The following is a 13,275-nucleotide window of genomic DNA, read 5'->3' as shown; positions in this document are numbered from 1 at the left end:
CAGGGAGAGCGGCCTTTCGCGTTGCCATCGCAATGTGTGACAGTCCCCCACCCGGTCATCGCCTGAGGAAACACAAATTCGCCGTGCCGGTTTGGCACCTTGTGCCAAAGATACTGGCGCTCGGAAGGAGTCCAATATCACTAGACGTCAGGCACGCACAGACCCCGATCGGCGGTCGTGCTGTCTACGAACCAAATCAAGGAGGAAGCGTGGAGCCAAGAAAGATTCGGGTCGGAATCGACACCGGTGGAACATTCACCGATGTGGTGGCAGTGGACGAAGAGTCCGGTGAGATGGCCACCACGAAGACTCCCTCCACTCCGGCCGATCCAGCCGAAGGATTCCTCGCCGGGATCGACAAGGTCCTGCAGCAGCTCGGGGTAACAGGCGACTCGCTCAGCGCAGTCAGTCACGGCACCACCGTTGCTACCAACAAGCTGCTCGAAGGCAAGGTCGAGAACCTCGGGTTCATCACCACCGAGGGCTACGAGCATGTTCTCGAGATTGCTCGCCAGTCGGTTCCCGACGGCTACGGCAACTCGTACTTCTGGGTCAAGCCCGAGCGCATCGTTCCGGCACATCGCGTCCGCACCATTCGTGGTCGGTTGTACTTCGACGGCACCGAAATTCGCCCGCTCAACGACGACGATGTGCGCGAAGCTGCACGGTTCTTCAAAGCCGAAGGCGTCAAGACCCTGGGCGTGTGCCTCGTGCACTCCTACGCCAATCCTGCTCACGAGCAGCGTGTTCGGGACATACTCCTCGAGGAGTACCCTGAGGCCACCGTCAGCATCTCCACCGAGGTTCTGCGCGAATACCGCGAATTCGAGCGGTCCATCACCACGCTCGTGGATGCGGCGGTCAAGCCCAACATTCGCAACTACGTCAACAACATCGCCACCCGGTTGCGTGAGTTCGCTACCGAGTCCGGCGAGGCACGCGACGTCCCGTTCTATGTGATGAAGTCCAACGGCGGCGTCCTCTCCGCCAAAGAGGTTGTCAATCAGCCGATCACGACCGTTCTGTCCGGACCGGCAGCAGGCGCTCTCGGCGCTGCCCTGGTGGCCAGCGCGGCCGGCGTCGATCACGTTCTCACCTGCGACGGCGGCGGTACCTCCACCGACGTGACGGTCGTCGTCCACGGCGAGCCTGCGTTGACCACCGAGGGACGCGTCGGAAACTACCCGTCGAAGATCCCGATGATCGACGTGGTCACCGTCGGTGCCGGCGGCGGTTCTATTGCTTGGATGACGCCCGAGGGAACACTGCGCGTCGGCCCGCAATCTGCCGGCGCCGATCCCGGCCCGATGTGTTACGGCAACGGCGGTTCCGCACCGACCATCACCGACGCGCATGTCCTGCTCGGCCGGATACCTCCGCACCTGCTCGGCGGCGAGATTCCGCTCGATACCGATCTGGCGCGCAAGGGTATCGAAGAGCTGTCACACGAGTTGTCGCTGGAGATCGAGGCCTGTGGCACCGGAATCCTCGAGGTGTCCGCCTGGAATCAGGCCAACGCGCTTCGTCAGATCTCCGTCAAGCGCGGACTCGATGTACGCGACTTCACCCTCGTGACGTTCGGTGGATCCGGTTCGCTGCTCGCCTGCCGACTGATGGACATCCTGGGACTGAAAGATGTTCTGGTACCGCTCAATCCAGGTAACGTATCGGCCTTCGGTCTGCTGACAGTGGATGTGCGCAACGATTACGTCCAGACTCACGTCAGTCGGCACGACCGCCTGCGTGCCGAGGACCTGCAGTCCGAACTCGAAGTTCTCGCCGAGCGTGCGGATGCCGCACTGGCAGGAGAGGGCTTCGCGCTCGAGGATCGCCAATACGCACGCACCGCGGATCTGCGTTACTTCGGTCAGGCCTTCGAGGTTCGCGTGCCGATCGTCGACGGCGACATCACCCAGGAGACGATGGACCAAGCGGCGGAGGCGTTCCACGACGCTCACCGTGAGCTTTACGGCTACGACTTCCGCAGTGACAAGAGCCAATTCGTCGAGTGGGTCAACCTACGGGTCAGCGGTATCGGCCCGATCAAGCGCCCGGTGCTCACCGAGATCGGCGACGGCACCGGTGCAGAAGTAGCCCGGACGGGAACGCGTCAGGCGTACTTCGACGGGTGGCACGAGACCGCTATCTACGATCGCACGGCTCTCGGCGCCGGCGACACCATCGACGGCCCCGCCGTCATCGAAGAGTTCAGCTCCACGGTGCCGGTGGATCCCGGATTCTCCGCTCGCATCGACAATTTCGGCAACATTCGCATCACCAGGAATCTCGACTCGAACGGAGCGCACTGATGACTGTCATCGACATGGTGAACAACAAGCCCTACCGATTGACTCCCGTCGACGCACCCGCGCCCGACCCCGTTCTCGTCGAGATCGTGGCCGGTTACCTCGCGAGCGTCGAAATGGAGGTCGAGACTGCCATTGCGCGGACCTCCCGTTCGCCGATGATCCGCGATGCGCATGATTTCCGCGCAGGAATCTACGACCGGAACATGCGCAAGCTCACCGGCCGCTCCTACTCGGCGTTGGTGCAGCCGGTAGTCCGCGACTTCCCCATCGACACGATGAAGCCCGGGGACGTCTTCTTCCACAACGACGTCTACCTCTCCGAGGGTGGCATCGGCCACCTCCCCGACCTCTGCGTCACGGTCCCCGTCTTCGCGACGCTTCCCGGTGCGGACGAGCCCTCCGTCGTCGCGTTCGTGCAGGCCTTCGGCCACCACGACGACATCGGCGGCTGCTGCCCCGGCTCCATGCCGTCCGGCGCCACCTCGGTCTACGAGGAGGGACTGATGGTCCCGCCGATCAAGCTGTGGGACCAAGGCGTGCCCAACGAGGCTGCGCTGCGGATCATGACCCGCAACTCCCGGATGCCCGACGCGTTGGCCGCCGACCTGGACGCCGAGTGCTCGGCTTGCCTGATGGGCGCACGTCGGCTGACGGAACTGTTCGAGCGCTACGGCGTCGAGACCATCGAGGGCTGCTTCGACGCTTCGATGGACGCCTGCACCGAGACATATCGGCGCGAGATCCTGTCCAAGATCCCTGTTGGCGAATACACCTGGGAGGACTACGCCGAGCACGACGGCGTCGATGAGCCGATGCTGCACGTGCAGCGAATCACGATGACCAAGACCGCGCCCGAGGACGAGGGCGGCGAGCGGCTGATACTCGACTTCACCGGCACCGGCCCGCAGGCGAAGGGGCCGATCAACCACTGCGGTGACTACTCCGACGGCAACTTCCTGGCGAAGTGGCTGGCCCCTGTCCTCCGCAGCCTCGCGGACACCCCGGAGCGGATGGCCGAGCTCGACGTCAACGAGGGCATCATCCCTCTGATCGAGATGAAGTTCCCGGAGCCTGGCACGCTGATCACTCCGATCTTCCCGGCGCCCACCAACGCCCGCACGTTCGTGATCCTGCGGCTGCTCGGCGTGCTCACCGGTGCCATCGCGAAGGCCGTCGACGGCAACATGCCCGCTGACCAGGAGACCATCCGCTACACCGGCGTCTACGGTGAGGATTTCGAGGGCCAGTCCTACCTCATGCGTGAGGTGCTCGGCGGTGGCTCGGGCGGTCGCTACTACGCGGACGGTGAGGACACCATTCACGTGGTGCCGGACTCGCGAAATCTGCCCACCGAATTCACCGAGAGCCGGTTCCCCTTCATCGTCGAAAAGCTCGGCCTGGCAAAAGATTCAGGCGGCGCCGGACGCTACCGCGGTGGCCTCGGCTACGAGAAGCACATTCGCATGCTCAAGGATGCGCACTTCATGTCCATCGCCGACCGCTCCATCCTCGCCTGCTGGGGCGTCAAGGGTGGCAAGGCCGGGTCGCCGTTCTCCGTGGTGATAAACCCGGGTGAGCCCAACGAGCGGCTCTTCGACGCGCTCACCGACGCGGAGCCGATCCGTGCCGGGGAGACGTTCCGGATCCGTACCACGGGCGGTGGAGGCTGGGGCGATCCGCTCGAGCGTCCCATCGACGAAGTGGAGCGCGATGTGTTGTGGAACAAAGTATCTCGCGAAGCTGCTGCCACGGACTATGGTGTGGTCATCGCCGAGGGCGAGGCGAATGCAGATGCGTCGGCGTCGGAGAAGCTCCGCGGCGAGATGCGCGGCGCACGCGCGGACGACGAGCCTTTCTTCGATCGGGGGCCCGGTTACGAACGGCTCTCCGGCGGTGCGAAGTTCGCCAAGTACGACTTCCTCGACAGCTGACGATCGCCCGTGAACAGTGAAACCGCCTGTGGCACCGACATTGCCGTCGTCGGTGCCACAGGCAAGACCGGAAAGGCCGTGGTCGCCGCCCTCGAAGGGCGGGCCACGGTCCGGCAGCTGAGCCGCACCGCGCTGGATCATCCGATCGATCTGGACACCGGCGAGGGTCTGAAGGCAGCATTCACCGGCTGCACCGGGGTGTATTTCATCGCACCCAATCTGCATCCGGACGAGCCTGCCGCGCTACGGCGAGCGTTGGAGGCCGCGAGTGAGGCAGGGGTGGATCATGTTCTCTACCACTCGGTCGCGTGGCCCTACAGTCCGCGGATGCCGCACCACCTGGACAAAGCCCGATGTGAGGACGACTTGCGGGCGTTCGCCTCACGTCACGAAATGCGTTGGACCATCCTGCAGCCCTGCGCCTATACCCAGAATTTCGAATCGATCCTCACCGGAGAATCCACTGACCTCGTGGTGCCGTACAGCACCGAGTCGAAGTTTTCCTTCGTAAGCCTCGGCGACGTCGCCGAGGTGGCCGCTCGAATCTTGTTGGCAGCCGAAGAGCATCACGGGGCCACGTACGAACTCGGCGGGCCCGAGGCAATGAGCGTCGGCGACGTAGTTCGACTGACCGGGGAGATGACGTCACGGTCGGTGGCGGTGGAACAACTCGATGTCGCGCAATGGATGCACACTTTTGGGCAGAGTCTCGGCGTCGATGGTCGCGCCAGGCTCGGGGCGATGTTCGAGTTCTACGACGATCGAGACTTCCTTGCCGGCGGAATGGTGACCAAGGCGTTGCTCGGACGGGACCCGACACCGGTGCGTGCTCTGATTCGCGGGTTGTGACAGCTGGTTCGAAAAACCGACCGATCGTGTCGTACCCCTCTGGCATAGTTCGCGGCACTTGACCATCGCCTGTGAGAAGAGCCCGCCATGAGCAACCAGTTCCACAACAGCCCGAACTACGGAACGATCAATATCCACCAGACGACCAACGTCGGATACGTCGTGCCGCGCCGCTCCTGGCCCCGCCGCCATCCGATCCTCACCACCATCCTGGTGCTGTTCGGGCTCGGTTTCCTGGCCAACAACTGGTGGATCCTCTTCGTAGTCGGCGCCATCTGGCTCGGCGTCCGCGTATACCGCTCGCGCGAGGCCCGGCAGGACCTCGCACGCCAGGAGCAGCAGCGACTCATCGCCAGCGCGGACGCCCAGAACCAGGCATACCTCAACGGTCACCAGTTCGGGACGCAGGGGCACTTCCCTACGCAGGGCTTTCCGGGTCAGGGGTTTCAGGCCCAGCCGAACCCGAATCAGCCGTACCCGTTTCAGTAGAGCGCACATCTTGATCATCGACTACTCGAGCATCTACGGTCTCGAGGGCGTGTACCTGGAAGACAGCTATGTCCTGTCGATCCTCGAAACGCCGGGTCGATTCGTTTTCGTCCTCGACGCCGTGCTGACCCCCGAGCACTCGCAGTACCGACCGCCCAGACCGGGTGAACAGTACTGCTACGAGCAAGCGCACTTGGATTTCGAGGAAGTCACCGAAATATGCTGGCTACGAAAGGTATTCAGCGAATCGCGAGATGCCACCGGATCGGTGGATCTCGGTAATATCGACACTCTGACCTCCAATGGGAATCGGTACACGATTACCGGTGACTGGGGTGAGGTCGAAGTGCTCTCATCCAAGCGGCCACGGTTCCGCCTCCAAGGACCTTGAGCCGCCAAGTCTGAATTCGAGCCTACGATCTCGTGGTCGTGATCTCGGACCCCTTCATGTTTCCTGCTCAGGCTCTCAAAACCGCGCGTAAATCAACCGGTCCGCCGCGGCAGTGGTACCGAGTTCGATTCGGGAATCCGGGTGTTCGATGTAGAAGCGGATCCACTGCGCCAACAGCATCGGGTGAATATCGAACCGTCGGCAGTCCAGTTCGATCACGTGGCCGGGATGCAGAGCCTCGATTTTCCAAAACTGTGTCGTGTAGTGCCGCACAATTTGTTTCGTCGGTTCGACCAGAACATAGATCGCAGGGTAGTCGCGTTGTGCGAATGCAACGCCACCTATTCCGTCCCATGCGATTTCGGCTTCGAACGCCCAACCTCTATGCCGGATACCGTCGGCTGTCAGCTCGAGTCGGCCTTGCCGAATAGATCTGGTGATCAGCAGCGGGACGAAGAATGTCGCGAGGAGCGCACCCATAGTTGCGAAGATCCAGGCCACCGCACCACCCGCTGCCACACCGAACGCAATGGCACACAACGCCATGGATGCGGTGACAAGCGCGAGTCTGATCAACCCCGAAGGCTTGTATCGGACCGTCGACCCCTGCACCAAACGACCCGCAGGGGCACCCGAGGTGTGCGAGGTCTGATTGCTCCGCGCGAAAGATGCTGTGGCCAAGACGAACACCGCAAAAGCGAAAGCTGCGACGGCCGACGCCAGGTGACCGGTCACAAGACTCGATGCCGAGATGACAAACGCGATGAACGCCAGAAACCCTGCAAATACGCTACCGATCATCAGTTGCACCCGTGGAACGGGAAAGTCGGGAAGCTCACCCGAACTCGGCTCAGAAAATTGCATCCCACGCTCCTGTTGCAAGTTCGCCTATCGCATACCCAGTGTCCGCAATTGCCGCGGCACCGTCACCGATTGCCTCGCCGACGCTTCCTAATCCTTCGGTGTAGAGAGTGTCGACTGTGCCGGAAGTGAAGATACCGACGACAGCTCCGCCGGCGGCCCCGACAGCGGTGCCGACAATAGGTGCCGGAATGGCACTCCCTATCAGTGCACCGGCCGCGACGGCCGCACCGAATCCGAGCCCACCCGAAACCAGCGCCTGATCGACGGGCTTTCCGGTGTAGATGTCGTAACCGATGCCGATGACGGCCAACGCTCCACCGAACCGGCCGCTTAACTTGCCCGTTTTCGCTTCGAGATTCTTCGCTGTTTCGAGTAGATCATCTGCATTGCGTGCGACCGTCCTGGACCAGTCGAAATCACGATAGATCTGAGACGCCGGCGTGCCAGGTGGGGCCGATCGTGCGAGATCGAGGTAGCGTCTGGATTCTTCCATCAGAAACCTGGCTTGATTGGTCAGCAGGGAGACGTGCTTGTCTGCCATTGCGCGGCCGGCCGCCCCCAGGAGGTCAGCCACCGAGAAGAACCATTCACCGGTGATGCCGGCCCATACGTTCGCGAGAGTTTCACCCGCCAGCCTTTCGGCTTCACGGGCCGCATCGGCCGCATGCGCGGCAGCCTCGTAGGCGTACCGCAGAGCTTCCGAGTCTGGATCGACATCTCGAATCATGTTGCCAACCAGTACGAGACCCGCAGAGATGGCGTCGTTTCGGATGGCCACCATCTGGTTCTGGGCAGATTGCAGCGCAGAGGCGAACTCTTCGACCGCCGTAGCGCAACGGCGAGCAGCGGCGGCCATGTCGTCGGTCCTTCGAGCTCCGAAGTCCATCTTCTGACATGCGGCTTCCGACGTCGGGCCATCCCACGCGGCATCGGAGTTGTTGCGTGCGGAATACAGTGCGTCAGTGGTGGTGTCGAGGCATGAAGCGAAGTGATCACGAAGCCAAGCAGCGCTCACACGGATCGATTCTGGATTGCCATCGATGTGTGTGTCGATTGTCATCGGCTATTGCACCCACGCCGCAGAGTTGATCTCCTCAGCCGCAACCATGTCCTGTTCGGAGTATCGATCGAGGCACTCCGACAAGACATCGCCGAAACCGGCCAGCGCCGACGTCAACTCACCACCCGACTCGACCAAGACGGACACGATCCCGAGAATTGCCGCACTTCCGATACCCCCATCGACGTCGGTGGGGAGCGAAACGGAAAGCTCGTCCAACCGGCTCGACGCGTCGGCAAGCTTTCCGGCCTCGGCACGGAGAGCAGCTTGGTCGACGTGCAGGCTCATCGGCCGACCGCCCGTTCGTGTTCGGGTACAACCACATCGAGAAGTACCAGGTCGAATGGCGCCGCGTCCCGAACCTCGGCGAGTCGCTCGGTGGGCAGGACCATCCACGGCACGTCGGTGCCGACGCACGTGTGTAACCGGTCCAACGCCGAGTAAACGAGCACAGCCGAACGCCCGTCACGCGTGGTCCGCATCCTCACCGAAGCTTCGGTCGCATCGTGTGTCTGCTGTACACACGGTACATACAGCACTGGTGGAAAATCTGCCGGAATATTCATCTGATCCCCTCCCCTGGGCGGCTGAGAAGGCCGCTCATTGGATCAGACGCGGTCCGGACGCATTCGGTTCCCTGCGTTCGATTTCAACCTGACCGCGGATTCGCATCTTTCTGTATTGACCCGGCACTCCGCCGTCTTGTGGGTCTTGTTCGTCGCCGAACGTTAGGTGGGTCGGGGCTAGTTTTCGAGGACTCCTACTCGATCGTTTCACAACCCAAGATGCAGATTGCACAGATGCCGCCGTTGCGTTGCTCTTTCGAGAGTTCACTGCCAGATGAACATTTACCGGACGGAGTGCAGCAGTTAGCGTGCCCCCGCTGAACCGGGCCATTTCTGTCCAGAGTCAGCCAGGCCGGGTGTTTTGGCTGGCAATCTAAGCCATGTTGACGCCAACCTTACGGTCCTGTCAGCGACTCGAGATCTGGCACATTGCTACATTGGATCCTGACCGGCGACTTCGGAGGCCATCATGGAGACAACATCTTCCATGCGAATAAACGACGATCTGTACGCCGCGGCGAAGCAAGCGGGCGCAGCCGCCGGCCGAAGCGCCGCCCAACAGATTGCACATTGGGCTGTAGTAGGGCGCGAGATCGAGAAATCACACAACGTCACGACGCGCGACTTCGCGGACGTGCTGGCAGGTTCGAAGACCTACGACTCACTGTCCGTCCCCCAACAGGCAGTTGTTCGCGCCGAGTGGACCGAACGAATCGAAGCTTTGACTCAATCGCTCGATTGTGAAGCCGAGTTCACGGCAGAGCAACGCCCATACGTCGAGGCCGACCAGAACGGGAAGGTCCTGCACAAAGGCCCGGGCCTCGATCGCAAATAGGCGTCGACCCCGGTACTCCACCTTCTCGCGACATCCAACGGTGCTGGAGAAAGTGCGTTCGAAGTGCGTGTGCTGGCACCGCTTCCGCAGAAGATCGATGGCTATTCGTCGACCTCGACGCCGTATCGCACGGCGAGTTCCGGCAAACCATCGTCGTACCCCTGACCGATCGCGCGGAACCGCCAGCTCGCTCCTCGACGGTAGATCTCGGCAAGGAGCAATGACCGCTCGGTCGTCGCCGCATCGAGGACCGCTGTGGCTACGGGAGCCCCATGTCCGTCAAGAGCGATCGACACAGCACCGATATCACCGAACGTTGCGTCGCCTTCGATTGCTCCCGCGACCACGATCCGTTCGCAGTCGGCTGGCACCGACGTCAGATCGATGCCGATCCCCTGCTCACTGTCCCCATCGATAGTCAGCGCAACTCCGCCGTCAGACGTCGCCGGTGCATTGAAGAAGACGAAATCTTCCTCGCTTGAAACCAATTCGTCGCTGTTGAGCAGGAAGGCTACGACATCGACGGCCGTGCTGTCGGTGTCACTTGCTCGCCAAGATACGTTGACGGACAACGAAGTCATGCCCGAGTCGAGGTCGAGAACACCTCCTCGCGGAACGAGAGGGGGAATCTTCGGCTGTACGGGGCCAACTGCGATCGGGTCGTCAAGATTCAAAGCGCTGTCGACCAGCACCGGGGTGAGCACTGTCAGTCCACGTTCGGCGACTCGCGGCATCCGCGGGTCGCCATCACCATCGGTCAGCACCAGAACGTCCGTCACACCTGCACTCAGATTCACAGCGGGCGTCGCGCCGAGCTGAATCAATCGCGAACGCATCAACACGGACTCGACGTGCGACCCACCCATCACCAGTACTCGTCGGTCTTGCCATGGCTTGCCCGCCCCGAGTCGGGCCTGAGGTGACGGCGGAGAAGGCACGGCGACCGATGTCCGCTCGCCCTTGGGAGTCCCCAGACGTACGGCGTCAAGGAGGTCGAGGATGTGCGATTCGCTCACGACCTCCAGCCCGTTGGCGCGGGCGCGCCGTACCTTGCCACTCTCGGAAGTCGGGTCGGAGCACACCACCAGGCTCGTGTAGCGGCTCACCGAATTCATGACGTCGAGCCCCGCCTGATCGAGACGGGCGGCCAGTTGTAGCCGTGGAATATTCGTACTTCCACTGATTACGACGCGCATCCCCTGGATCAAGCCCTGTGACGGATCGAACCGGCCTGGATTCTCCCAACGGCAGTCGGTCCGTGGGACGGAGTCCGGATACAGCGTCAAGCGCTCGGTGCACATCGTCACCGGCAGTGGCAGATCCAACGATCGGGCGAGACGCGAACTGTGGGTGAAGATCTGCGACAGAACGACAGCATCGTCGTAGGCATCGTGCGCGTTGGACTGCATGACTTTCCAATGCGCAGCGAGCGTCGCCAGCTTGTGGTTCGGTAGATCGAGTTGTAAGCGACGCGACAAAGCGACAGTGCACAGCCGCTGTTTGGTGGGCATGTCTATACCTGCGCGCATAGCTTCCAATTTCAAGAACCCGTGGTCGAAGCTCGCGTTGTGCGCGACCATCGTTCGACCGTCCAGCATCTCCATGAGCTGCGGAGCAACGTCCTCGAACTTCGGCGCACCTGCCAGCCGATCCGGCGTGAGCTTGTGAATGTGCACCGGTCCAGGGTCGCAGCCCGGGTTCACCAAGGTTGATAGTTCGCTTCCGATATTGCCGTTCTCGTCGATCGTCAATGCGGCAACACTGAGAACACGGTCGCGGCTTGCCTTCAGGCCGGAAGTCTCTACATCGACCACGACCCAGCGGTCGTCCGTGGCCGTAGTGGTGTTGCGCATCTTTTCTGCTTTCGACGATAGCGATCCGATCTCCGGTCACTATGCAGCATCGTCGGTGAGCGCACCACCAGAACACAATCCAGTCCCGGACTCTGACGTGAACTGCCCGAGACAGAAGTTCATTCACTCGAATGAACGAACTGGTGAAGATGTCCAGTTTTTCATTGGATAATTGAAAAGCACTTTCGCCGTAGCACTCCCGCTACCGGCCCTCGGAAAGCCTGTCACGAACGGATCGCACGAATGCCCGATGAACCACTGTCCGCACAGCCTGGATGGTATCCGACCCCGGACGGCCGCCAGCGGTATTGGAACGGCTCGACGTGGCTGGATCTGCCGGAGCCATCGGGACCCTCGGCGCCCACCAGCGTGAAGACCCCGAGGTGGCGCCCATCCAAGAAACTTGTCATCATCGCTGCCGCAGCCTTGCTCGTGTTGGCTGTCGGAGGAATTACCGCCAAGATATTTCACGACTCTAATGTGAAGGCGGAGCAGCAAGTTGCGCAGGACGCCGCGGATCAAGCCGCACAACAAGAGTCCGACCGTGTCGCAGCCGCTGCCGCAGCACAGAAGAAGGCGGACGACTCCGAACGGGTCTCGAGACTCATTTCGGTAAGCGGCATCGAAAGCAGCATCAAAAAGATGGCCGAGGACCACATCTCGAAAGGCATCGTTGACGGGCCGATCATTTCGGTGTCGTGTTCACCAGTCAGCGGAGGATCAGCCGACGATCTCACTGCGACAACGACTGTATTCGAATGCTTCGTTTCGAACGAAGACAACGGAGATGGGACCATGAGTGGTTACAAATACCACTCCACGATGAACTGGACGACGGGGAGTTACACCTACGGCTTCGGCGCACCGTAAGCGAGTCCTCAGACCGATCGTCCCAGCTGTTCGGCTGCGTCGCGCAGTTGAACACCGATTCGGTCGGTCGCTTCGTCGAACATGTCGCGGGCTGCGCCGAGGTGCAGTGATCCGAGTTCGTCGCCCTCCCGCGCCTCGAACTCGGCTGCCTCCGGTGTTCCATGGTTCTCGATCCACCGCGCCTTCTGCAGTTCTCGCTCGATGTCGGTCAAACCGTCCAGGTACGACCGCAGAGCCGTCAAACGACCGATGAGCGTGCGTTGCCGGTCCGCGAGTGCATCTGTGCGCTCGCGATAAATCCTCTGTACCTCTGGATCATCGGCAAGATGACCGGTCGGCGACGCCCCCAGCCGCGTGAAAGCAGTTTCGAGTTGCCCGGCACTGCTCGCGACGGAGGCAACCTCGGTCGAGAGATCGATTCGCACGATCCGATGCGCCACCTCGATCGCAGTCCAGGCCTCGAGGCCCGACACTTCTGCTGCCAGAAACACGACGGCGTAGACGACTTTGCCCCGTATCGAGGTCTGAAGCGCGCTGATCTCAGCGATGTCCGCCGACACGCCGTTCTCGGCCTTGCGGTCACGGTCGACGACTCTGCGCACCTTCTCGCGTCGGGTGCCAGTCGGATCGACCAACGCTGGGTTTGCTGCGGTACGCCAAGCTCCCAACGCGTCACGAACGAACTGCAGCGATCGGCCGGCGACTCGTGGGTCCGTCCAAAGAGACTTTCCCAGGCCGACCAGTGCATCGTCGATCGCACGCTGGTCCTGCGACCGCCGATCCAACGGGTTCCATCTCATCGCTCGCACCCACCCCCATCAAGTTCTGTCCCCACGCAACATACAACCAGGGTCCGACGGGGAGTTACATGACGATCAGCATGGACAGCGGCTCTTGATCCCCATCGAACTCTCCAGACAGACTGACGTAGCAGACCAAAGCCCTGAAGATCGAGACGGGTAGAACATTGATGAACGTCCAAAACCACTGATTGCCAACATCTTCTGCAAGAAGGGTCAAGTAATGGAGTATGAGAGATTCGCAGACTATCAACTGACGCGCGTCGTGACAGACAACCTTGTCCCCCTCAGCATCCAACGGGGTGAGGTGGTACAGATTCTCGAGACACTCGGCCACGTTCAGGTTGCACGATCGGACGAATCCCCCTATACGGTAGTGCCATGTCGGGTGGGGGAACATCAAACAGCTTTGTCGTGCAGAGGCAGCAACCTACGGATGGGTCTGCAGCTACTTGGCC

13 protein-coding genes are annotated in these 13,275 nt (G+C 61.6%); 7 read left to right on the top strand and 6 right to left on the bottom strand.

Annotated features, from left to right (window positions below; genetic code table 11):
• Positions 1-209: 209 nt before the first annotated feature.
• The 5 genes from BJI47_RS10555 (at position 210) to BJI47_RS10535 (ending at position 5,969) form a co-directional block, all read left to right on the top strand.
• Entirely contained in the window at positions 210-2,309 is a 2,100-nt protein-coding gene (locus tag BJI47_RS10555; RefSeq protein WP_088943683.1) for a hydantoinase/oxoprolinase family protein, read from the top strand.
• Positions 2,310-2,323: 14 nt separating this feature from the next.
• Entirely contained in the window at positions 2,324-4,240 is a 1,917-nt protein-coding gene (locus tag BJI47_RS10550; protein WP_254900522.1) for a hydantoinase B/oxoprolinase family protein, read from the top strand.
• Positions 4,241-4,249: 9 nt separating this feature from the next.
• Entirely contained in the window at positions 4,250-5,089 is an 840-nt protein-coding gene (locus tag BJI47_RS10545) for an SDR family oxidoreductase (protein WP_088943681.1), read from the top strand.
• 87 nt (positions 5,090-5,176) lie between these two features.
• Positions 5,177-5,578: a hypothetical protein gene (locus BJI47_RS10540; RefSeq protein ID WP_088943680.1), complete on the top strand. Its 402-nt coding sequence runs from the start codon at positions 5,177-5,179 to the stop codon at positions 5,576-5,578.
• Between the two features lie 10 nt (positions 5,579-5,588).
• Positions 5,589-5,969, top strand: coding sequence for a hypothetical protein (locus BJI47_RS10535; protein WP_254900507.1), 381 nt, complete (start codon positions 5,589-5,591; stop codon positions 5,967-5,969).
• A 75-nt stretch (positions 5,970-6,044) separates the two neighbouring features.
• Here BJI47_RS10535 and BJI47_RS10530 read toward each other — a convergent pair whose 3' ends face one another.
• The 4 genes from BJI47_RS10530 to BJI47_RS10515 are packed head-to-tail and all read right to left on the bottom strand — an operon-like array spanning position 6,045 to position 8,459.
• Positions 6,045-6,833, bottom strand: coding sequence for a hypothetical protein (locus BJI47_RS10530; RefSeq protein WP_125458709.1), 789 nt, complete (start codon positions 6,831-6,833; stop codon positions 6,045-6,047).
• Complete coding sequence (locus tag BJI47_RS10525) at positions 6,820-7,893, bottom strand: hypothetical protein (RefSeq protein ID WP_088943678.1); 1,074 nt, start codon at positions 7,891-7,893, stop codon at positions 6,820-6,822. The genes BJI47_RS10530 and BJI47_RS10525 overlap by 14 nt, the downstream gene beginning before the upstream one ends.
• 3 nt (positions 7,894-7,896) lie before the next feature.
• The gene (locus tag BJI47_RS10520; RefSeq protein ID WP_088943677.1) at positions 7,897-8,181 is read right to left on the bottom strand and encodes a hypothetical protein; all 285 of its coding nucleotides are present in this window, start codon (positions 8,179-8,181) and stop codon (positions 7,897-7,899) included.
• Positions 8,178-8,459, bottom strand: a complete 282-nt coding sequence (locus BJI47_RS10515; RefSeq protein ID WP_254900506.1) for an SAV_915 family protein — start codon at positions 8,457-8,459, stop codon at positions 8,178-8,180. The genes BJI47_RS10520 and BJI47_RS10515 overlap by 4 nt, the downstream gene beginning before the upstream one ends.
• Before the next feature lie 469 nt (positions 8,460-8,928).
• Here BJI47_RS10515 and BJI47_RS10510 point away from each other — a divergent pair, with 469 nt between their 5' ends.
• Positions 8,929-9,294, top strand: coding sequence for a hypothetical protein (locus BJI47_RS10510; protein WP_176224795.1), 366 nt, complete (start codon positions 8,929-8,931; stop codon positions 9,292-9,294).
• Positions 9,295-9,395: 101 nt separating this feature from the next.
• On the opposite strand, the gene BJI47_RS10505 is transcribed toward BJI47_RS10510, so the two are convergent.
• The gene (locus BJI47_RS10505; RefSeq protein ID WP_088943675.1) at positions 9,396-11,147 is read right to left on the bottom strand and encodes a TerD family protein; all 1,752 of its coding nucleotides are present in this window, start codon (positions 11,145-11,147) and stop codon (positions 9,396-9,398) included.
• A 243-nt stretch (positions 11,148-11,390) separates the two neighbouring features.
• Here BJI47_RS10505 and BJI47_RS10500 point away from each other — a divergent pair, with 243 nt between their 5' ends.
• Entirely contained in the window at positions 11,391-12,017 is a 627-nt protein-coding gene (locus tag BJI47_RS10500) for a DUF2510 domain-containing protein (protein WP_088943674.1), read from the top strand.
• An 8-nt stretch (positions 12,018-12,025) separates the two neighbouring features.
• Here BJI47_RS10500 and BJI47_RS10495 read toward each other — a convergent pair whose 3' ends face one another.
• Positions 12,026-12,817 (bottom strand): hypothetical protein, encoded by a 792-nt coding sequence (locus BJI47_RS10495; protein WP_088943673.1) that lies wholly within the window; start codon positions 12,815-12,817, stop codon positions 12,026-12,028.
• Positions 12,818-13,275: the final 458 nt, after the last annotated feature.

Origin of the sequence: Rhodococcus sp. 1168 (assembly GCF_002091955.1) — a bacterium.
Classification (GTDB): domain Bacteria; phylum Actinomycetota; class Actinomycetes; order Mycobacteriales; family Mycobacteriaceae; genus Rhodococcoides.
The sequence above is the reverse complement of the archived record's forward strand: the minus strand, read 5'-3'. Positions and strand labels throughout refer to the sequence as shown.